A 19,703-nucleotide genomic window follows, 5' to 3' on the forward strand; every position below is an offset into this window, starting at 1 on the left:
CGGCCGCCGCTCTGCCCTCCGGGCCGCCGCCTCAGGACCGTCCGCGGTCCTCCGCGGCGTCCCGGGGCGTCCCCCGGACCGCGACGAGGATCTCCGGCCTGTCGGTCACCACGCCGTCCAGCTCCAGTCCGCGGGCGCGCTCCAGGTCCTCCGGGGTGTTCACCGTCCAGCTGATCACCTCGATGCCGGACTCGTGCGCCGCCTTCACGGTCTCCGCCTCGATGTGGCACAGCTCCAGGGAGACCATCACCGCGCCCAGCTCGCGGGCGCGCTCGGGAGCCGTCGGCGAGGAGCGCCCGGCGACCAGCACCAGCGGCATGCCGGGCAGCAGGGTGCGCGTCTCCCGCAGCGCCTCGTCGTGGAACGAGATCACGGTGACCCGCTCGTGCAGGTCGTGCTTCTCGATGGCCTCCGCCAGCACCCGGGCGGCGGCGGCGTCCTTGATCTCCGCCTGGAGCGGCGCCTTCACGGCCGCCACGACCTCCTCGAACACCGGGACGCGCTCGCCCCCGCCGGCGTCCAGCTCGCGCAGCTCGGCCCGCGTGAAGCCGGAGACCGGGCCGGTGCCGTCGGTGGTCCGGTCCACCTCCGCGTCGTGCATCACCACGAGCGCGCCGTCGCTGCTCAGGTGGAGGTCGAGTTCGATCACGTCCACCCCCTCGCGGTCGGCGCGGCGGAAGGACCGCAGGGTGTTCTCGGGCTCGACGCCCATCAGGCCGCGGTGGCCGACTGTGAGCATGGACACGTGAGCGCTCTCGCTTTCCTGCGGTGGCCGACGGCGGTGTGCCGCCTCAGACTAGCGGCCGTGGAGGGAAGTTCGGGGCCTCCACCGTGTCCACACGAACGGACGACACCGACAGGAAGAACAGCGGTATGAGGGGGGTCGAGCAGAAGAATTTCCGTGATCGCCACTTGAGGGGGTGACGTTCTCCCGATACCGTGGTCGTACGCGATTTTCTCCCGTGGAGGTCCGGTCATGACGGAAATTCTTTCGCCCAGCAGCGTGGACGGCCCCGCCGTGTCCACGGACCGGGTGGTGGACCACCCCGCCTGGCCCGTGCTCAAGCAGGCCGTCGAAACGCTGCGGCCCGCCCAGTCCAAGGACGGCTCGATCGACTTCGCGGCCGAGGACGCCCCGGCCCGCGCCGAGGTCGAAGCCGGGCTGGAGCGCGTCGTGACCGCCGTCCAGGAGCTCGCACCGCTGGTGCCGCACGACGCCGCCTACCTGGAGGCCCTGGTCACCGACCTGCGCCGGTGGGCCGCGGACGGCTTCGGCGTGCCCGACTTCCTGGACTCGCTGCTCGCCTTCCAGCCCGCCCGGCAGCGCGCCGACGGCCTCCAGCACCTGGTCCTCTTCCCGATGTACACCCAGAACGGCAACCCCGACCGCAACCTCGAGGCCGTCGTCCTGCGCATGGTGTGGCCCGACTGGCTGGCCGAGCTGGAGCGCACCCGGTACGACAACCCGCTGTTCTGCGGCATCGCGTTCGAGGACTTCACGGCTGGCTACGACACCAATTCCGCGGTGCTCTTCCCGGAGACCATCGCCGTGCGCGAGGCCCCGGACCGCTTCACCTGGGGCGGCATCTTCTGCGACCGCGAGGCCGCCCGCTTCCGCCGCGTGATCGACGCCGCCTGCGAGGTGACCAGCCTGGAGCTGCCCGAGGACGCCAAGGGCCTCCTCACCGACCAGCAGCGCGCCCAGCAGGCGTTCGTGCTGTGGGACATGGTCCACGACCGCACGCACAGCCACGGCGACCTGCCGTTCGACCCGTTCATGATCAAGCAGCGCCAGCCGTTCTGGATGTACGGCCTGGAGGAGCTGCGCTGCGACCTGACCGCCTTCGGCGAGGGCGTCAAGCTCGAGGCCGACGGCGTCCCGCAGGGCCGCGACGTGCAGTACGCCATGCTGCTCGACCGCCTCTTCCGCTTCCCCGTCACCGGCGAGCGCAACCGCAACTACGACGGCCTGGGCGGCCAGCTCCTCTTCGCCTACCTCCACAAGCACGACGCGCTGCGCTGGACGGACAACAAGCTCACCGTCGACTGGGACCGCGCCCGCGAGGTGACCGTCGCCCTCCGCGAGGAGATCGAGACCCTCTACCGCGAGGGCATCGACCGCCCCAAGCTGGTGCACTGGTTCAAGGCCTACGAGCTGGTCTCCACCTACCTCGCCCCGCATCCCGGCTCGACCTGGGCCAAGGGCCCGGACGCGCTGGACCTCGGCCTCCCCCCGCGCAAGCTCGTCGACGACGTGCTTCCCGACGAGTTCCCGCTGAGCATGTTCTACGAGGCCCTTCGCAAGAAGCTCCGCGGTGTGATCGCATCGACCAAGGGCATCACCGCCGAGTCCGCCGCCCTCGCCGCGTGAGCGGTGGGACGACGGATCACGGGCGGCAGGCCGGAGTCGGGCCCGCGAGGGCACAGCGCAGAGAGGCGACCAGCATGACCAGTACCAGGACCGACGGCGGGACCACCGGCGGTGACGGCGGCCTGGACGGCGCGGTCGTCGCCGTCGCCGGCGCGGCCGGCCCCGCGGGCCAGGCGGCCCTGCTGCGGCTCGCCGAGGCGGGCGCCACGGTGGTGGCCGCCGACGCCGACGCGGAGCGGCTGGCGCAGGCCGTCGACGCGGCGAGGTTCGCGCACGGCGGCGCCACCGTCACCGGCGACACCGTCGACCTGCTCGACCTGGCCGCCACCCGCGAGTGGGTGGCCCGCACCGAGAAGGAGTTCGGCCGCATCGACGGCCTGGTGCACCTCGTCGGCGGCTGGCGCGGCTCCGCGCAGTTCGCCGAGACCGACCTCGGCGACTGGGACGTGCTGCACAACCTGCTGATCCGCACCGTGCAGCACACCTCACTCGCCTTCCAGGGTGCCCTGGAACGCAGCGGCAACGGCCGCTTCCTCCTCATCAGCGCCGCCGGAGCGAGCAACCCCACGGCGGGCAACGCCGCCTACTCCGCCTCCAAGGCGGCCGCCGAGGCGTGGACGCTGGCGCTCGCCGACGCCTTCCGCAAGACGGGGGGCGAGAGCCCGCCGCCCGCCGCGGCTGCGATCCTGGTCGTGAAGGCCCTGGTGAACGACCAGATGCGCAAGGAACGGCCGAACGCCAAGTTCAAGACGTTCACCGACGTCCGCGACCTGGCCGACGCCATCGCCGGGACCTGGAACCAGCCGACCGAGGAAGTGAACGGACAGCGCCTGTGGCTCACACCCCAGCCGTGACGGCCCCCGCCCGGGCGGCCACGGACGCCAAGCGGCACCACGACCCCGCGGTGCGCGGCTTCGCCAGCGACAACTACGCCGGCGCGCACCCGGAGATCCTGGCCGCCCTCGCGCTGGCCAACGAGGGCCACCAGACCGCGTATGGCGGCGACGCCTACACCGCGCACCTCCAGCAGCTGATGCGCTCGCACTTCGGCCCGTACGCGGAGACCTTCCCGGTCTTCAACGGCACCGGCGCCAACGTGGTCGCCCTCCAGGCGCTCACCGACCGCTGGGGTGCGGTGATCTGCGCCGACACCGCCCACATCCACGTCGACGAGTGCGGCGCGCCCGAACGCGTCGGCGGGCTCAAGCTGCTCACCGTGCCGACCGAGGACGGCAAGCTCACCCCCGAGCTGATCGACCGCGAGGCGTTCGGCTGGGACGACGAGCACCGCGCCATGCCGCAGGTCGTCTCCCTCGCCCAGAACACCGAGCTCGGCACGCTGTACACGCCGGACGAGATACGCGCCGTCTGCGACCACGCACACGAACGCGGCATGAAGGTGCACCTGGACGGCGCCCGCATCGCCAATGCCGCCGCCGCCCTCGACGTCCCCATGCGCGCCTTCACCTACGCCGCGGGCGTGGACGTGCTCTCCTTCGGCGGCACCAAGAACGGCATGCTCTTCGGCGAGGCCGTCGTCGTACTGAACCCGGACGCCGTGCGGGCGATGAAACACCTGCGCAAGCTGTCCATGCAGCTCGCGTCCAAAATGCGCTTCGTCTCCGTCCAGCTGGAGGCGCTGCTCGCCAAGGACCTCTGGCTGCGCAACGCCCGCCACGCCAACACCATGGCCCAGCGCCTGGCCGCCGGCGTACGGGCCGTCCCCGGCGTGGAGATCCTCTACGCCGTCGAGGCCAACGCGGTCTTCGCCCGGCTCCCGCACGACGTCAGCGAGCGGCTCCAGAAGCGCTTCCGCTTCTACTTCTGGGACGAGACGGCCGGCGACGTGCGGTGGATGTGCTCGTTCGACACCACCCCGGACGACGTCGACTCCTTCGTGGACGCGCTCCGCGAGGAGATGGCCGCCTCGCGCTGACCGGCGCACCGTCAGCCCCCGGCACCCCAAGGGGCGCCGGGGGCTGACGCGCTTCGTCCCGTGTCGGACGCCCATGGCATCCTTGTCCGTGACCGATCATGGACAGCCCGTAGGGGCTGGGCGCGTGCAGACGACTCAGGGGGGAGCACGAACATGGGTGAGATGCGGGTCGACCTCAGCGAGCTCGAGGAGACCGTGCGCAAGCTCGGCCGGGTCACCTCAGCCATGGGCGAGTCGGTGACGAAGAGCAAGTACAACACCTTCCTGCCCGACGGCGCCCTGGGCGGCGGCGGCTTCCAGGAGGCACGCGACCTCACGGGCGCACACGGCGAGATGAAGACGCACATCGAGGAGATCGTGCGCGTCATCAACGACGTCATCGCCGACTTCGGCACCAACACCAAGAAGGCGCACGGCAACTACCAGAACGCCGAGTACGACGCCAAGCACGGCATGGACAACGGCCAGGCCTGAGCGGCCCGGCAGCGGAGAACGATCGGGGGCGAGGGCGCAGATGAGCGACCAGGGCGGACAGTTCGGCTTCGAGTACGAGCAGGCGAACATGTGCTTCACCGGCGAGGTGAAGACTCCGTTCGCGACGGGCGAGACCATCGACTCGATGAAGGCGATGCTGGCCGACGCCAAACCGGGAACGGTGCTCGGCGTCGCCGACGCGTGGAAGCACCTCCACGACCACCTGGTGGGCGGCGGAGACAGCGTCAAAGGCGGCTTCGACAAGGCCGTCAAGCACATCCTGGAGCACTGGGAGGGCGAGTCCGCGGACGAGTTCGCCAAGAAGGCCCAGAAGATCAGCCGGCAGATCGCCGACTGCGCCAAGTACGCCAGCCACACCTCGATCGCCATGCGCAATGCAGGCGAACGGCTGAACGACGTCAAGCCGAAGGTCGACGCGATCGAGGTGCCCGGCGACGTCGACAGCGCGCTCAACGCGATCGGTGACGGCCTCACCCGCGACGACACCAAGTGGCGCGGCGAGATCCAGGGCAACGAGGGCGCCCAGCGCGCCCTGGACAACCACCACGACGACCTCTCGGCAGGCCGCGAGGAGCAGCTCAAGACCGCCGCCCTCATGGAGACGCTGGCGCTGACGTACTCCTCCCAGGCGAGGACCATGGGTTCATGGGACAAGCGGAAGCCGGAGGTTCGAGACGAGGGGGACTACCCGGGTGACCCTGGAGGCGTCGCTCCGGTTCCGGTCATCGTCTCGCCCGGTGGAAGCGGGCCGTCGGCTGTACCTGGCCGCGAAGGCAGGACCGCTACTCCGGCCGCGAACGTCGGTACGCCCAAGACCAGTGCGCCGAACACCTCTCAGGGACTGCCGGCTGCCGGAACGAGACTCGACAGTGTTGCCGGCGGCACCACGACGGCTCCGCAGAACGGCGGCGGCACACCGGTGAGCGCAGGCCGGGGTGTTGCTAATCCGGGTCCCACGGTGGGGTCTGCAGGCGGTGTTCCGGGAGGTCCGGGGCTCGTCGGTCGCGCCTCGGGTAACCGTGGCATTCCTACGGGCGGCGCTACCGGCACGGGGGGAGGTGCGCAGGCTGGCCGAGGTGGCGCCGGAGCCGGTTCGGCCCCGGGTTCTCAAGCCGGAGCTGCGCGGGGTCGCGGTCCCTTGGCGCGGGAACGCGGTGGCAAGCTGGACACGCCCAAGGGGGCGAGTGCCTCCGAACGCCAGGGTGGCCAAGGTCTCCACTCCAGCCGAGGCGGTACTCAGGCTGGTCAGCGTGGCCGGAACGACATGGGTGCCATGCGCGGTGGCACGGCAGGTAACGCCAGGCGGAGGGACGAGAGGGAGAGTGAGGGGCAGCGCCCCGAATACCTCGTCGAGGATGAGGAGACGTGGATGCCAAGGCGAAGGAACGTCGCCCCGCCCACCGTCGACTGACAACGCGACGGCAGACTACGTTCGGTCCCGCAATTCAGCTGGAAAGAGGAAACCTTAGAGATGGGCATCAGGCGAAAATTGCGCGCCGTGAGTGTCTTGACGCTGGCCGGGGGGTTGGCGATGAGCCCGGCTCCGCTCGCGGCTGCCGACGAGATCAGAGACGCGCAGTGGGCGCTTGAGACACTTCGGGCCCCGGAACTCTGGGAGGAAACCCGGGGCGCTGGCCAGATCGTCGCCGTGATCGACAATGGGATCAACGCCAACCATCCTGACCTCAAGGGCAATGTGCTGGGTGGGAAGGACTTCATCGACGGGGGCGAACCGGCGCACGAGGATGGCGAGACCCACGGCACTTCCATCGCTTCCATCATCGCGGCGCACGGGCATGGCCCCGGCAGCGGCGATGGAGTGGTGGGGCTCGCTCCCGAAGCGAAGATCCTTCCCATCCGTGACAAGGGCTTTCGGGACGACGGCTACGCTGCGTCAATCAGATACGCCGTCGATGAGGGCGCTTCGGTAATCAACATCTCTCAGAAGCAAGATCGTTCTCTGGCTCCTCAGGAGGAGTCCGAGGCTATCGCTTATGCGCTACGAAACGGCGTCGTAGTGGTGGCGGGGACCGGGAACGACGGCGGCAATGTGGGTTATCCCGCCGCCTACGCAGGCGTCGTGGCCGTCAGCGGAACCGATAAGACCGGCAGCTTCTGGAAGGGGTCCAACCGGGGCGAGCATACGCTGCTGAGCGCTCCTGCAACGGAAGTGGTGACCGCATCAGGGCCCAACGACCCCAACGCTTACGGGATTGGTGACGGAACGTCCAATTCCACGGCGTACGTGTCGGCGGCGGCCGCTCTGCTTCAGGCGGAGTTCCCCGACCTGACGGCCGGGCAGATCGTGAACCGGCTGACCGAGACCGCCGAGTTGCCGGCATCGGTCGAGGGGACACAGGTGCCCCACCCGCAGTACGGGTACGGCGTGATCAGGCCGCTCGCGGCGCTCACCGAGGACATCCCGAAAGGCTCGGAGTACGGGCCGCTCCGGATTCCGGAGGCGACCAAGGAAGCCCAGGAGCAGAAGGAACGGCTCGCCGAGTCGGCGGAGATGCAGAAGCAGGCCGACCGGAAGGCGATCATCGCGTGGTCGGTCATCGGGGTCGTCGGTCTGCTGGTGATCGCCCTCGTCGTCTGGCTGGTGGTGCGGCGCCGCAAGCGGAACCGGCCCGGGAGGCCGGGGGGCCCGGGCGGGTTCCCGGGCCCGCCGGGGCCGGGACACCCGTACCCGCAGCAGGGGTACCAGCAGCAGCCCTACGGGCAGCAGCCGCCGCCGCAGCACACCTCGTACGGCACGCCGCCGCCCCAGGGCCACCCGGCACCGCCGCCGCAGCCGCCGCCCCGGTAGCCGGGGCTCCGGCGGCCCGGCCCGCCGCAGGCGCTACGCGCCGTGCGGCTGGGGCGGCGGCGGTGCGGTGCCGCCGAGGTGTGCGGGGAGCCACCAGGTGTCCTCCGCGTTGCGCGGCGTGCCCGGGTACGCCCGCTGCGCCGCCTCCAGGAGTTCGCCGACCCGCCCGCGCAGGCGCTCGGTCAGCGCCGAGGCGACCTCGCCGGGCTTGGCCGCCAGGGGCTCGCCGACCCGGATGCTGATCGGGAAGTGGTTGCGGCCGAAGTCCCGCTTGTGGCCCTTGGTCCACAGCCGCTGCGTCCCCCACAGCGCCATGGGGAGCAGCGGCACGCCGGCTTCCTGGGCCAGCCGGGCCGCACCGGACTTGAAGTTCTTCAGGGTGAAGGACTGGGAGATGGTTGCCTCCGGGAAGACGCCGATGATCTCCCCGTCGCGCAGCGCTCGCAGCGCGTGCCCGTAGGCGTGCTCGCCCTGCGCGCGGTCCACCGGGATGTGCTTCATCGCGCGCATCAGCGGGCCGGAGACCTTGTGCCGGAAGACGGACTCCTTGGCCATGAAGCGCACGAGCCGCTTCGCGGGAAGGGCGGCCAGGCCCGTGAACACGAAGTCCAGGTACCCGATGTGGTTGCTGACCAGCACCGCGCCGCCGCTCCGGGGCACGTGTTCGGTGCCGCCTATGTCGAAGCGCAGATCGACCGCCTTGAAGAAGCTTCTGGCTATGCCGATGACGGGCGGGTAGACGAGCTCTGGCATGCGGGGGCCCTTCTCGTCGCGGCGTGGCATCCGCGACGGTGTATGAAATCCGGAGTACCTACGGGGACGTAACTTCCGGCCTCCGCGCATCGTGCCCGATCGCCGCACCGGAGACCACAGGCCCGTCCCGGCGGGGGGCGAGAGACTCGTCACCCGCCGCCGGTGCATCCTGGGAGTCATGACCGACGCACTGACGGCCGCCACGCTCGGCGTGGACCGGCTGGGCGCACGGGCGACGCTCGTGCAGTTCTCCACCGCCTTCTGCCAGCCCTGCCGGGCCACCCGCCGCATCCTCGGCGAGGTGTCGGCCATGGTGGACGGCGTGGCACACGTCGAGATCGACGCGGAGGACAGGCTGGAGCTGGTTCGGAGGCTGGAGATCACCGGGACGCCGACCGTGCTGGTGCTCGACGCCCGCGGCCGCGTCGTGCGCCGGGCGACGGGACAGCCGCGCAAGGCGGACGTCATCGGCGCCCTGGGAAGGGCGCTGCCGTGACGGCGGGAGCGCGTCCGGGCGGTGCGGTGAGCGTCGTGGCGCGGCGCGTGATTGAGTGGCCGTGTGGCCCGCTGGCCCCTTCCCGGCCCACGTTGGGAAGGTCACAGTTCGACATCCTTGCCAGCGGGGTACGTGACGGATGTACTGACGAGTAACAACGCCCGTTAACGCGTACTAAGCTGTCGTGCAGACCGGCCCGACCGGCCGGAACGCGTACACGACGAGCGCGTAGAGACGATGCAGTAGGAGAGCCGGCGTGAGCCTGAGGATCGTTGTCTGTGTGAAGTACGTGCCCGACGCCACCGGCGACCGGCACTTCAACGAGGACCTGACGACCGACCGCGAATCGGTCGACGGCCTGCTGTCGGAGCTCGACGAGTACGCCGTCGAGCAGGCCCTCCAGATCTCCGAGGACGCCGACGACGCCGAGGTCACCGTGCTGACCGTCGGTCCGGAGGACGCCAACGACGCGCTGCGCAAGGCGCTGTCGATGGGCGCCGACAAGGCCGTCCACGTCGAGGACGACGACCTGCACGGCACGGATGCGCTGGGCACCTCGCTCGTCCTCGCCAAGGCGGTGGAGAAGACCGGCTACGACCTGGTGATCTGCGGCATGGCCTCCACCGACGGCACGATGGGCGTGCTGCCCGCGATGCTCGCCGAGCGGCTGGGCGTGCCGCAGGTGACGCTGCTGTCGGAGGTCGCGGTCTCCGACGGCAAGGTCACCGGTCGGCGCGACGGCGACGCCGCCACCGAGCACCTCGAGGCGTCCCTGCCGGCCGTGGTCTCGGTGACGGACCTGTCCGGCGAGGCGCGTTACCCGTCCTTCAAGGGCATCATGGCGGCGAAGAAGAAGCCCGTGGAGTCCCTGGACCTGGACGACCTGGACATCGACGCGGACGACGTCGGCCTCGAGGGTGCCTGGACCAAGGTCACCGACGCCACCGAGCGCCCGCCGCGCACCGCCGGCACCGTGGTCGAGGACGAGGGCGAGGGCGGCAAGCAGCTCGCCGAGTTCCTTGCGGGGAAGAAGTTCATCTGACGGCTCCGGCCCTCTCCGCCCCCGCCCGCACGCCCCGTCACGACTTTCCGCAGGAGAAACGAAACCATGGCTGAAGTCCTTGTCTACGTCGACCACGTGGACGGTGCCGTCCGCAAGCCGACGCTCGAACTGCTGACCCTCGCCCGCCGTATCGGCGACCCGGTCGCCGTGCACCTGGGCCCCGGCGCCGAAGACGCCGCGAAGACCCTCGGCGAGTACGGCGCGGTGAAGGTGCTCGCCGCCGACGCCCCCGAGTTCGCCGACTACCTGGTCGTCCCGAAGGTCGACGCCCTCCAGGCCGCCTACGACGCCGTCTCGCCGGCCGCGGTGCTGGTGCCCTCCTCCGCCGACGGCAAGGAGATCGCCGCCCGCCTGGCCGTCCGCATCGGCTCCGGCCTGATCACCGACGCCGTCGACCTGGAGGCCGGCGACGAGGGTCCGGTGGCGACCCAGTCGGTCTTCGCCGCCGGCTACACCACCAAGTCCCGCATCACCCGCGGCACCCCGGTCGTCACCGTCAAGCCCAACTCCGCCGCGCCGGAGGCCGCCTCGGCGGCCGGTACGGTCGAGCAGCTGGACGTCTCGTTCGGCGAACTGGCCCAGGGCACCCGCGTGACCTCGCGGAACGCGCGCGAGGCGACCGGGCGTCCGGAGCTGACCGAGGCCGCGATCGTGGTCTCCGGCGGACGTGGCGTCAACGGCGCGGAGAACTTCCACGTCATCGAGGAGCTCGCGGACTCCCTCGGTGCCGCGGTCGGCGCCTCCCGTGCCGCCGTGGACGCGGGCTGGTACCCGCATTCCAACCAGGTCGGCCAGACGGGCAAGTCCGTGTCGCCGCAGCTGTACGTGGCGGCCGGCATCTCCGGGGCCATCCAGCACCGCGCCGGCATGCAGACCTCGAAGACCATCGTCGCGATCAACAAGGACTCCGAGGCGCCGATCTTCGAGCTGGTCGACTACGGCGTCGTCGGCGACCTGTTCCAGGTGCTGCCGCAGCTCACCGAGCAGGTGAAGACCCGCAAGGGCTGACGCCGCTCCGGCCGGGTCTCCGGCCGTCGCCGCACCGGGCCCCGCACGCCCCGCCTCCACGGCCGGGCGTGCGGGGCCCGGTCGCGTGTCACCGCCGCGGACGGCGCTTGACCGGGCGGGTGCGGGCGGTTAGCGTCCCAGCAGAACTTCAACGTTTTGTTGAGAAACGGCGTGCTTCCGGTCTCCCGGGAGAGAAGGGCGGCGGCACAGATGGCGCAGGACCAGCCGGTGGCGACCACGTTCGCAGCATCGATCACCCGGGACGCGGCCACGGCGCTTGCCGGAGTCGACGCCGAACTGGCGCGCCGCTACCCCGGTGACCCGGGGACCCGCCAGCCCGTCCACACCGTCTACGTCCCCGGGGACGCAGTCGACGAGGGCACTCCGCACTCCTGGGGCGACCAGGCCCTCGAACTCCTCGACGCACACGCCCCGGACGCCCAGGCGTTCGCCGCCGTGCTCGGGCTCCCCGACGCACTCGCCGAACCGGTCCACCGGCGGGTGCGCGCCAAGCTCGCCCACCAGCCCGTCGAAGACCTGCGCATCGACTTCGAGGACGGCTACGGCCCCCGGCCCGACGACGAGGAGGACGCCGCCGCCGCCCGGGCGGCCCGCACCGTCGCCGCGATCTGCCGCGACGCGGCGCCCGGCACCGCGCCCGTGCACGTCGGCATCAGGATGAAGTGCCTGGAGGCGGCCGTCCGCGACCGCGGCATCCGCACCCTCGACGTCTTCCTCACCGGCCTCGCCGAAGCCGGCGGCCTCCCCGGGCAACTGGTGCTCACCCTGCCCAAGGTCACCTATCCCGAGCAGGTCTCCGCCATGGTGCGGCTGCTGGAGGAGTTCGAGCGCGCCCACGCCCTGCCGTCCGGACGCCTGAGCTTCGAGATCCAGATCGAGACCACCCAGTCCGTCCTCGGGCCCGACGGCACCGCCACGGTCGCCCGCATGATCGACGCGGCCGCCGGACGCTGCACCTCGCTCCACTACGGCACCTTCGACTACAGCGCCGCCTGCGGCGTCGGCGCCGCCCACCAGGCGCTGGACCACCCGGTGGCCGACCACGCCAAGGCCGTCATGCAGGTCGCCGCCGCCGGCACCGGCGTGCGCCTCAGCGACGGCTCCACCAACGTCCTCCCGGTCGGCACCACCGCCCGCGTGCACGACGCCTGGCGGCTCCACCACGACCTCGTCCGCCGCTCCCTGGCCCGCGCCTACTACCAGGGCTGGGACATGCACCCCGGCCACCTGCCGACCCGGTACGCCGCCGTGTACGCCTTCTACCGCGAGGGCATGGAGCAGGCCGCGGCCCGCCTCGCCGCCTACGCCGCGCGCACCGCCGGGGACGTGATGGACGAGCCCGCGACGGCACGCGCGCTCAGCGGCCACCTGCTGCGCGGCCTGGACTGTGGAGCGCTCGACTCGGCGGAGGTCGCCAAGCTGACCGGGATGACCCGCGCCGACCTCGACGCCCTCGCCGGACGGCCCGCGGCCCGCTGACCTCCGGCTCCCTCTCCGGCCGCCGGACGACGGACGGAAGGGGGCCGCGTACTACCCCTGCGCGGGCGGGAGTTCACCCGAGCCGCGGGCCAGCAGACGAGTGGGCAGCGTCACCCGCTCCGGCGCGCCCGCGGCTCCGGCCAGCCGCCGGAACAGCATCCCGGCCGCGGTGCCGCCGAGCAGCGCGGGGTCCTGGGCGACCACCGTCACCGGCGGCGACAGCAGGTCGGCGAGCTCGAAGTCGTCGAAGCCCACCAGCGCCGTCGGGCGCGGCCGTCCCGTCAGGACCCGGACCAGCGACACCGTCACCCGGTTGTTGCCGGCGAGGAACGCGGTCACCGGCGCGTGACCGGCCAGGATGCGCTCCGCCTCCGCGCGTACCCGGGCGGGTTCCGTGGGTCCCAGGGAGACCCACGCCGGGTCGACCGGCAGGCCGGCGTCCGCCATGGCGGCGCGGTAGCCGCGCAGCCGCTCGGCCGCCGTCTGGATGTCCGGCCGGTCGCCCAGGAAACCGATGCGCCGGTGCCCGTGCGCGATGAGGTGGGCGGTGCCCTCGCGCGCGCCGCCGGCGTTGTCGCTGAGCACCACGTCGGCGTCCAGCAGGCCGGGGGAGCGGTCCACGAAGACGGTGGCCACGCCGGCGTCCATCTCGGGCCGCAGATAGCGGTGGTCGTCGCCCGCCGGCACCACCACCAGGCCGTCCACCCGCCGCGCGCACAGGGCCAGCACCAGCTCCCGTTCGCGTTCCGGGTCCTCGGCACTGGAGCCGTTGATCAGCAGAGCCCCGTGGGCGCGGGCGGCCTCCTCCACGGCCCGGACGAGCGGCGCGTAGAACGGGTCGGCGAGGTCTTCCAGCACCATCCCGATGCTCGCCGTGCGGCCCTGGCGCAGCAGGCGCGCGCCGTCGTTGCGGCGGAAGCCGAGTGCGTCGATGGACGCGCATACCCGCAGCCGGGTGTCCGGTGCCACGCCGTCCTCGCCGTTGACCACCCGCGAGACCGTCTTCAGGCCGACCCGGGCGTGTGCGGCCACGTCCTTCATCGTCGGCCGCCCGGCGGGGCGGACGGCGGCCGGACGGGGGAAGCCCGGACGGGAGTGCGGCGGGGTCGGCTCGGCCACGGCATCCCGTCCTCGTCGTGTCGTCGTCACGCGCCGACGACACGGGCGCGCAGATGCGGGAGCAGCATACTCCGGGCCGTGCACGGAACTGGACAACGTTGTCATACTGGAGCGCCGACCCGTCCGCCCGCTCACCTCCGGAGACCCGCACCGCCATGCCCCACGACCTCGTCGCCGCCCTGGACATCGGCGGCACCAAGATCGCCGGCGCTCTCGTGGACGGCGACGGCGCGCTGTTCGCCCGCGTGCTGCGCCCCACCCCCGCACAGGAGAGCGGCGAGCGGGTGATGGCGGCGGTGAGCGAGGTCCTCGACCACCTCGCCGCGAGCCCCCTGTGGCCCCGGGTGGACGCCGTGGGCATCGGCAGCGCCGGGCCGGTCGACGCCCGCAACGGCACCGTCAGCCCGGTCAACATCCCCGGCTGGCGGGACCACCCGCTGGTCGACGGCGTGCGGCGGTCCACCGGGCCGCTGCCGGTCACCCTCGTCGGCGACGGCGTGGCGATGACCGCGGCCGAGCACCTGGTGGGCGCCGCCCGCGGCCACCGCTCCGCGCTGTGCATGGTGGTGTCGACCGGGGTGGGCGGCGGCCTGGTCCTCGACGGCCGCCTCCACCCGGGCCCCACCGGCAACGCCGGTCACATCGGCCACATCAGCGTCGCGCTCGACGGCGAGTCCTGTCCGTGCGGCGCCCGCGGCTGCGTGGAGGGCCTGGCCAGCGGCACCGCGATCGCCCGGCACGCCCGCGCGGGGGGATGGCGGCCCCGGCCCGGTCAGGACGCGGGCGCCGCCGGCGTGGCCGCCGCCGCCCGGGAGGGCGACCCCGTCGCCACCGCCGCCTACACCCGCGCGGCCCGCGCGCTGGCGGCCGCGATCTCCGCGACCGCGGCGCTGGTCGAGATCGAGGTCGCGGTGATCGGCGGCGGAGTCGCCGGGGCCGGAGAGGTGCTGTTCGCGCCGCTGCGGGCGGCGCTGGAGGATTTCGCCACGCTGTCCTTCGTGCGAGGGCTGAGCGTCGTGCCCGCGGCCACCGGCACCGACGCCGGCCTGATCGGCGCCGCCGCGGCAGCCCGCACCCTGCTGCGCCAGGACGGCTGAGCCGCCGGGGCCCGTCAGGCCGACCGGTACGGGGGCGTGCGGGCTCCCGGGCCGGGCGCCGGAGGTGCGCCGGTGCGTTTCCCGCACGGGGTGGAGCGGGCACCGTAGGGAGGTCGAGAACGGGGGGCGAGGAAGAGGGGGATCTGTGATCGTCTGGTTGAACGGCGCGTCCGGCGCGGGCAAGACCACCACGGCGCACGAACTGCTCGACCTGCTTCCCGGGAGCACGCTCTACGACCCCGAACTGCTCGGCCCGGGCCTGCGCAGCATGCTGCCCCCGGACCGGGCGGCCGACGACGTGCGTGAACTCCGTTCCTGGCGCCGCCTCCTGGCGGACGGCGCCGCCGCGCTCCTCACCGAGGTGCCCGGCCCGCTGGTCACCCCGGTGTCGCTGCTGCGGCAGGACCACCGCGACGAGATATTCGGGGCGCTCGCCGCCCGCCGCATACCGGTCTGCCACGTGCTGCTGCACTGCGACGGGACGACGCTGCGGGCCCGTGCCGCGAGCCGCGCACCGGAGGCGGAACAGACCGGCGCGTCGTCCACACGGTGGCCGGGTCAGTGGGCCGCGTACGAGGCGGCCCTGCCCTGGCTGACGGCGGACGCGCACACCGTGGACACCGCAGGCCGGACGCCCGCGGACGTCGCCGCGCTGGTCGCAGAGGCCGTCGGCGCCGGGGCCGGCTCGCCGGGCATCGTGCAGACGCCGGAGCCGTCGGCCGAGACGCTCGCCGCCGGGGTGCTGCTCTTCGACGAGGACGACCGGGTCCTGCTCGTCGACCCCACCTACAAGCCCGGCTGGGAGTTCCCCGGCGGGATCGTCGAGCACGGCGAACCACCCGCCCGGGCCGGCATGCGGGAGGTCGCGGAGGAACTCGGCATCGAACTCGCCGCCGTACCGCGGCTGCTGCTCGTCGACTGGGAGCAGCCCAAGCCGCCAGGCTTCGGCGGCCTCCGGCTGCTCTTCGACGGCGGACTGCTCCCCGCGCCCCGCGCCGCCGAGGTGCTGCTCCCCGCCGCCGAGCTGCGCGGCTGGCGCTTCGCGACCGAGTCCGAAGCGGCCGGACTGCTGCCGCCTGTCCGGCACCGCCGCCTGACCTGGGCTCTGCGCGCCCGGGAGCGCGGCACCACGCTCAACCTGGAGGGCGGCGTGCCCGTCGGCGTCTGAGCGCGTCGAGCCGCCGCGCAGGGCGGGCACCGTCTTTCGGGGTCCCCGGGAATCCCCGGGGTCCCCGGGGGCGCCTCCCGCGTACGCGGTACGGACGCGCACCGCTCGCGGGCGGCGGGCGCCCGCCCTAGCGTGACGGTGACGGCCGCCCCGAGCCAGGACGGTGCACCGCGCGCATGGACGACGACCGCTCCCCGTTCCGCGAACTGCTGCGGCACGCGCAGGACCTGCTGCCCCGCGGCGGACGGTCCGCGGTCGGGGCCGCCGCGTTCGCCCTGGTGATCGGCCTGACGCTGATCCGCACCGGAACCGACGCGCCGCCCCGGCCGCCGCAGCCGGACCCCGCGGCGGCCCGGTCCGCGGCCACCCCTCCCGGTGAGCCGTCCACGGACCACCGGACCGGGGACGGTGCCCGCCGGCTCCTGCCGGCGCGCGCCCCGATCGCCGCCTCGCCTCCCCGGCGGGTGGTCATCCCCGCCGCCGGCGTGGACGCCCCCGTGACCCCCGTGGGCCTCGGGCCGAAGGGCCTGCTGGAGGTGCCGCCGCCGCAGGCGGAGAACCTCGCCGGCTGGTACGAGGGCGCCGCCACACCCGGCGAACGCGGCACCGCCGTCGTCGTCGGCCACGTCGACAACGCGTCCGGACCCGCCGTCTTCTTCCGGCTCGGCGCCGTGCAGCGCGGATCCGAGGTCCGCGTGGCGCGGGAGGACGGCCGCACCGCCGTGTTCACCGTGTACGCGGTCGAGCTGCACCGGAAGGAGGCGTTCCCCGGCGACCGGGTCTACCGCGACACCGGTCGCGCCGAGCTGCGCGTCATCACCTGCGGCGGCGGCTACGCCGAGGAGACCGGCTACCAGGGCAACGTCGTCGCCTACGCCCGCCTGACCGGCGTCCGCTGACGTCGCGTCATCCGCATCCCTGCCGCCGCCCGCCTCCGCCTGCCTCCGCATCGCGGCGGCCGGGCCTCACGCCGGGCCGGTCAGCCGCGGGCGGCGGCGTACCGCTGCAGGAACAGCGCCTCCGCCAGCGCCAGCGAGCGGAGCTCCCGCGGGCACACGCTCTCGTTCACGGCGTGGATCTGCGCCTCCGGCTCGCTCAGCCCGATCAGCAGGATCTCGGCCTCCGGGTAGAGCGAGGCGAGGGTGCTGCACAGCGGGATCGACCCGCCCTGGCCGGCCGTCGCCATCTCGACGCCGTCGTACGCCTCCCGCATCGCCGCGGCCATCGCCGTGTACGCCGGGCTGGAGGTGTCGGCCGCGAACGGCTGCCCCCGGCCGACCTGCTCCACCGACACCCGCGCGCTCCACGGCACGTGCGCTTCCAGGTGGGAGACCAGCAGTTCGGCCGCCTTCGCGGCGTCCGTGCCCGGCGGTACGCGCAGGCTCACCAGCGCCCGCGCGGATGCCTGCACCGACCCCGTGGCGCCGACCACCGGCGGGCAGTCGATGCCCAGCACGGTCACCGCCGGGCGTGCCCAGAGCCGGTCCGCGACGGTGCCGGAGCCGATCAGCCCGACGCCGTCGAGCACCCGGGCGTCGCGCCGGAAGTCCTCCTCGGGGTACGCGAGGCCGTCCCAGGCGGCCGACGCGTCCATCCCGTCGACCGTGGTCGAGCCGTCCTCGCCGCGCAGCGAGTCCAGCAGCCGGATCAGCGCCGCCAGCGCGTCCGGCGCGGCGCCGCCGAACTGGCCGGAGTGCAGGTTGCCCGCGAGGGTGTCGACCTGCACCCGCACCATCGCCATGCCGCGCAGCGAGGCGGTGACGGTCGGCAGCCCTGCCCGGAAGTTGCCGGTGTCGCCGATCACGACCGTGTCCGCGGCCAGCAGCTCCGGGTGCGCCTCGGCGTAGCGCTCCAGCCCTCCGGTGCCCTGCTCCTCCGAGCCCTCCACGACGACCTTGACGCCCACCGGGACGCCGCCGTCCTCCTTCAGCGCCCGCAGCGCCGTCAGGTGCATGATCAGGCCGCCCTTGCAGTCGGCGGCGCCCCGCCCGTACCAGCGGCCGTCCTCCCGTTCGGTGAGTTCGAACGGCGGGGAGTCCCAGCCGTCCGGGTCCAGCGGCGGCTGCACGTCGTAGTGCGCGTAGAGCAGCACGGTCGGCGCGCCCTCCGGGCCGGGCAGGTGCCCGTACACCGACTGCGTGCCGTCGGGGGTGTCCAGCAGCGCCACGTCCTCGAAGCCCTCGGCGCGGAGCGCGTCCGCCACCCAGACGGCCGCCGCCTCGCACCCGCTGCGCGGGAACTGCTCGGGATCGGCGACCGACGGGAAGGCCACCAGCTCGGCGAGCTCCTCCCTGGCGCGCGGCATCAGCGACGCGACGGTGGCGGCGAGGGGGCTCTGCGGCATGGGAACGCTCCTTGCGGGGGCGACGTTGGGCACGGGTGTGCGGAGGAGGCACACGTGGGCGGCGGTCGCGGCCGATCCTCCCACAGCCCGGCCGGCGGGCCGGGCGCCGTAGGATGCGGTCGCGACACCGCGCAGACGTGAAGAGAACGGGAGCCTGAGCAGCGTGAGCAGCGAGAACGGAGCCGGGGACAGCGAGACGGAGCGGACCGTGTGGGACGTCGTCGTGATCGGTGCGGGTCCCGCGGGTGCCTCCGCCGCGTACGCCGCCGCCGTCGCCGGACGCCGGGTCCTGCTGCTGGAGAAGGCCGAACTGCCGCGCTACAAGACCTGCGGCGGCGGCATCGTGGGTCTCTCCCGCGACGCGCTGCCGCCCGGTTTCGAACTGCCCCTGCGCGACCGGGTGCACGCCGTCACCTTCTCCCTGAACGGCCGCCTCACCCGCACCCGCCGTTCCCGCCGGATGCTGTTCGGCCTCCTCAACCGCCCCGAGTTCGACCACGCGCTGGTGGAGTCGGCGGTGGACGCCGGCGCCGTGCTGCGCACCGGGGTGTCCGTCTCCCGCGTCGAGCAGCACGGACCGCTCGTCCCGGACCGGCGGACGGTCGCCGTGGTGCTCGCGGGGGAGGAGGAGCCCGTACTCGCCCGGGCCGTGGTCGGCGCGGACGGCAGCGCGGGCCGGATAGGCGCGCACGTCGGTGTGAAGCTCGACCAGGTCGACCTGGGCCTGGAGGCGGAGATCCCGGTGCCGGACAGCGTCGCCGAGGACTGGGCGGGCCGGGTCCTCATCGACTGGGGCCCGCTGCCGGGCAGTTACGGCTGGGTGTTCCCCAAGGGCGACACCCTCACCGTCGGCGTCATCTCCGCGCGCGGCGAGGGCGCCGCCACCAAGCGGTACCTGGACGACTTCATCGGCCGCCTCGGCCTGGCCGGTTTCGAACCCAGCATCTCCTCCGGTCACCTGACGCGCTGCCGCACCGACGACTCGCCGCTGTCCCGCGGCCGGGTGCTGGTGTGCGGCGACGCCGCCGGCCTGCTGGAACCCTGGACGCGCGAAGGCATCTCCTTCGCTCTCCGGTCCGGCCGCCTGGCGGGCGAGTGGGCGGTGCGCATCGCGGAGGCGCACGACGCCGTGGACACCCGGCGGCAGGCGCTCAACTACACGTTCGCGGTGAAGGCCGGTCTCGGCGTCGAGATGAGCATCGGCCGCCGGATGTTCACGGTCTTCGCCCGTCGCCCCGGTCTGCTGCACGCCGCGCTCACCGGCTTCCGGCCCGCCTGGACGGCGTTCGCCCGCATCACCCGCGGCGCGACCTCGCTGACCGAGATCGTCCGCACTCATCCGGTCGCACGCCGTGCGCTGGACGCCATGGACCGCCCCGACCCGGCCCCGGAACCCGCCGGACCCGCGGAACCCGCTGGAACCGTGGACTCCAAGGGCTGACCGGCACCACCGGACGGCCCCGCGCCGGGTCCCGCGTACTCCCGGGGGAGTAGCCGAGGGCACCGCGAGCGGCGGACGCCGGGCGGGGGCGGCCGGCGCTAGC

18 protein-coding genes are annotated in these 19,703 nt (G+C 73.2%); 14 read left to right on the plus strand and 4 right to left on the minus strand.

Annotation, left to right across the window (positions count from 1 at the left end):
* Positions 1 to 31 precede the first annotated feature (31 nt).
* On the minus strand, positions 32 to 745 hold the full coding sequence (locus K304_RS29415; RefSeq protein ID WP_051308526.1) for a glycerophosphodiester phosphodiesterase family protein: 714 nt from the start codon (positions 743 to 745) through the stop codon (positions 32 to 34).
* Between the two features lie 231 nt (positions 746 to 976).
* On the opposite strand from K304_RS29415, the gene K304_RS0116535 reads away from it, so the two are divergent.
* The 6 genes from K304_RS0116535 to mycP all read left to right on the plus strand — a co-directional run bounded on the left by K304_RS0116535 (position 977) and on the right by mycP (position 7,611).
* Positions 977 to 2,371 carry a DUF6421 family protein gene (locus tag K304_RS0116535; protein ID WP_027764665.1) on the plus strand — a complete coding sequence of 465 codons (1,395 nt, stop codon included), beginning with the start codon at positions 977 to 979 and terminating at the stop codon, positions 2,369 to 2,371.
* Between the two features lie 74 nt (positions 2,372 to 2,445).
* Positions 2,446 to 3,225 (plus strand): SDR family NAD(P)-dependent oxidoreductase, encoded by a 780-nt coding sequence (locus tag K304_RS0116540; protein ID WP_027764666.1) that lies wholly within the window; start codon positions 2,446 to 2,448, stop codon positions 3,223 to 3,225.
* A complete protein-coding gene (locus K304_RS0116545) occupies positions 3,222 to 4,307 on the plus strand; it encodes a threonine aldolase family protein (protein WP_027764667.1) in 1,086 nt (361 codons plus the stop codon). Before K304_RS0116540 ends, K304_RS0116545 begins: the two co-directional genes overlap by 4 nt.
* A gap of 153 nt (positions 4,308 to 4,460) precedes the next feature.
* Positions 4,461 to 4,781 (plus strand): hypothetical protein, encoded by a 321-nt coding sequence (locus tag K304_RS0116550; RefSeq protein WP_027764668.1) that lies wholly within the window; start codon positions 4,461 to 4,463, stop codon positions 4,779 to 4,781.
* A 40-nt stretch (positions 4,782 to 4,821) separates the two neighbouring features.
* Positions 4,822 to 6,213, plus strand: coding sequence for a hypothetical protein (locus K304_RS0116555; RefSeq protein WP_027764669.1), 1,392 nt, complete (start codon positions 4,822 to 4,824; stop codon positions 6,211 to 6,213).
* Between the two features lie 60 nt (positions 6,214 to 6,273).
* Positions 6,274 to 7,611 (plus strand): type VII secretion-associated serine protease mycosin, encoded by a 1,338-nt coding sequence (gene mycP / locus K304_RS0116560; protein WP_027764670.1) that lies wholly within the window; start codon positions 6,274 to 6,276, stop codon positions 7,609 to 7,611.
* Between the two features lie 33 nt (positions 7,612 to 7,644).
* On the opposite strand, the gene K304_RS0116565 is transcribed toward mycP, so the two are convergent.
* Positions 7,645 to 8,364 (minus strand): lysophospholipid acyltransferase family protein, encoded by a 720-nt coding sequence (locus tag K304_RS0116565; protein WP_027764671.1) that lies wholly within the window; start codon positions 8,362 to 8,364, stop codon positions 7,645 to 7,647.
* 178 nt (positions 8,365 to 8,542) lie between these two features.
* Between K304_RS0116565 and K304_RS0116570 the strand changes: the two genes are divergently transcribed.
* From K304_RS0116570 to K304_RS0116585, 4 genes are all read left to right on the plus strand, one after another.
* Entirely contained in the window at positions 8,543 to 8,860 is a 318-nt protein-coding gene (locus K304_RS0116570) for a thioredoxin family protein (RefSeq protein ID WP_027764672.1), read from the plus strand.
* A 256-nt stretch (positions 8,861 to 9,116) separates the two neighbouring features.
* A complete protein-coding gene (locus tag K304_RS0116575) occupies positions 9,117 to 9,902 on the plus strand; it encodes an electron transfer flavoprotein subunit beta/FixA family protein (protein WP_078529224.1) in 786 nt (261 codons plus the stop codon).
* Positions 9,903 to 9,968: 66 nt separating this feature from the next.
* Complete coding sequence (locus K304_RS0116580) at positions 9,969 to 10,931, plus strand: electron transfer flavoprotein subunit alpha/FixB family protein (protein WP_027764674.1); 963 nt, start codon at positions 9,969 to 9,971, stop codon at positions 10,929 to 10,931.
* 210 nt (positions 10,932 to 11,141) lie between these two features.
* Positions 11,142 to 12,431 carry a DUF6986 family protein gene (locus tag K304_RS0116585; protein WP_027764675.1) on the plus strand — a complete coding sequence of 430 codons (1,290 nt, stop codon included), beginning with the start codon at positions 11,142 to 11,144 and terminating at the stop codon, positions 12,429 to 12,431.
* Positions 12,432 to 12,482: 51 nt separating this feature from the next.
* On the opposite strand, the gene K304_RS0116590 is transcribed toward K304_RS0116585, so the two are convergent.
* Positions 12,483 to 13,472 carry a LacI family DNA-binding transcriptional regulator gene (locus tag K304_RS0116590; RefSeq protein ID WP_051308533.1) on the minus strand — a complete coding sequence of 330 codons (990 nt, stop codon included), beginning with the start codon at positions 13,470 to 13,472 and terminating at the stop codon, positions 12,483 to 12,485.
* 233 nt (positions 13,473 to 13,705) lie between these two features.
* On the opposite strand from K304_RS0116590, the gene K304_RS0116595 reads away from it, so the two are divergent.
* The 3 genes from K304_RS0116595 to K304_RS0116605 all read left to right on the plus strand — a co-directional run bounded on the left by K304_RS0116595 (position 13,706) and on the right by K304_RS0116605 (position 16,714).
* Entirely contained in the window at positions 13,706 to 14,647 is a 942-nt protein-coding gene (locus tag K304_RS0116595; protein ID WP_027764677.1) for an ROK family protein, read from the plus strand.
* Positions 14,648 to 14,792: 145 nt separating this feature from the next.
* Complete coding sequence (locus tag K304_RS0116600; RefSeq protein WP_027764678.1) at positions 14,793 to 15,815, plus strand: NUDIX domain-containing protein; 1,023 nt, start codon at positions 14,793 to 14,795, stop codon at positions 15,813 to 15,815.
* A 176-nt stretch (positions 15,816 to 15,991) separates the two neighbouring features.
* Positions 15,992 to 16,714: a class F sortase gene (locus K304_RS0116605; protein ID WP_078529228.1), complete on the plus strand. Its 723-nt coding sequence runs from the start codon at positions 15,992 to 15,994 to the stop codon at positions 16,712 to 16,714.
* An 80-nt stretch (positions 16,715 to 16,794) separates the two neighbouring features.
* Here the strand turns inward: K304_RS0116605 and K304_RS0116610 are convergent, their stop codons facing one another.
* Positions 16,795 to 18,159, minus strand: a complete 1,365-nt coding sequence (locus tag K304_RS0116610) for a dipeptidase (protein ID WP_027764680.1) — start codon at positions 18,157 to 18,159, stop codon at positions 16,795 to 16,797.
* A gap of 163 nt (positions 18,160 to 18,322) precedes the next feature.
* Between K304_RS0116610 and K304_RS0116615 the strand changes: the two genes are divergently transcribed.
* Positions 18,323 to 19,600, plus strand: a complete 1,278-nt coding sequence (locus K304_RS0116615; RefSeq protein ID WP_027764681.1) for a geranylgeranyl reductase family protein — start codon at positions 18,323 to 18,325, stop codon at positions 19,598 to 19,600.
* Positions 19,601 to 19,703: the final 103 nt, after the last annotated feature.

This window comes from Streptomyces sp. CNS606 (assembly GCF_000426325.1).

Bases quoted from the DNA above. Each gene is read 5' to 3' on its own strand.
- K304_RS0116610 (WP_027764680.1), bottom strand. From the start codon at position 18,159: ATGCCGCAGAGCCCCCTCGCCGCCACCGTCGCGTCGCTGATGCCGCGC.
- K304_RS0116585 (WP_027764675.1), top strand. From the start codon at position 11,142: ATGGCGCAGGACCAGCCGGTGGCGACCACGTTCGCAGCATCGATCACC.
- K304_RS0116605 (WP_078529228.1), top strand. From the start codon at position 15,992: ATGGACGACGACCGCTCCCCGTTCCGCGAACTGCTGCGGCACGCGCAG.
- K304_RS0116535 (WP_027764665.1), top strand. From the start codon at position 977: ATGACGGAAATTCTTTCGCCCAGCAGCGTGGACGGCCCCGCCGTGTCC.
- K304_RS0116565 (WP_027764671.1), bottom strand. From the start codon at position 8,364: ATGCCAGAGCTCGTCTACCCGCCCGTCATCGGCATAGCCAGAAGCTTC.
- K304_RS0116555 (WP_027764669.1), top strand. From the start codon at position 4,822: ATGAGCGACCAGGGCGGACAGTTCGGCTTCGAGTACGAGCAGGCGAAC.
- K304_RS0116570 (WP_027764672.1), top strand. From the start codon at position 8,543: ATGACCGACGCACTGACGGCCGCCACGCTCGGCGTGGACCGGCTGGGC.
- K304_RS0116590 (WP_051308533.1), bottom strand. From the start codon at position 13,472: ATGAAGGACGTGGCCGCACACGCCCGGGTCGGCCTGAAGACGGTCTCG.
- K304_RS0116540 (WP_027764666.1), top strand. From the start codon at position 2,446: ATGACCAGTACCAGGACCGACGGCGGGACCACCGGCGGTGACGGCGGC.
- K304_RS0116580 (WP_027764674.1), top strand. From the start codon at position 9,969: ATGGCTGAAGTCCTTGTCTACGTCGACCACGTGGACGGTGCCGTCCGC.
- mycP (WP_027764670.1), top strand. From the start codon at position 6,274: ATGGGCATCAGGCGAAAATTGCGCGCCGTGAGTGTCTTGACGCTGGCC.
- K304_RS0116550 (WP_027764668.1), top strand. From the start codon at position 4,461: ATGGGTGAGATGCGGGTCGACCTCAGCGAGCTCGAGGAGACCGTGCGC.
- K304_RS0116595 (WP_027764677.1), top strand. From the start codon at position 13,706: ATGCCCCACGACCTCGTCGCCGCCCTGGACATCGGCGGCACCAAGATC.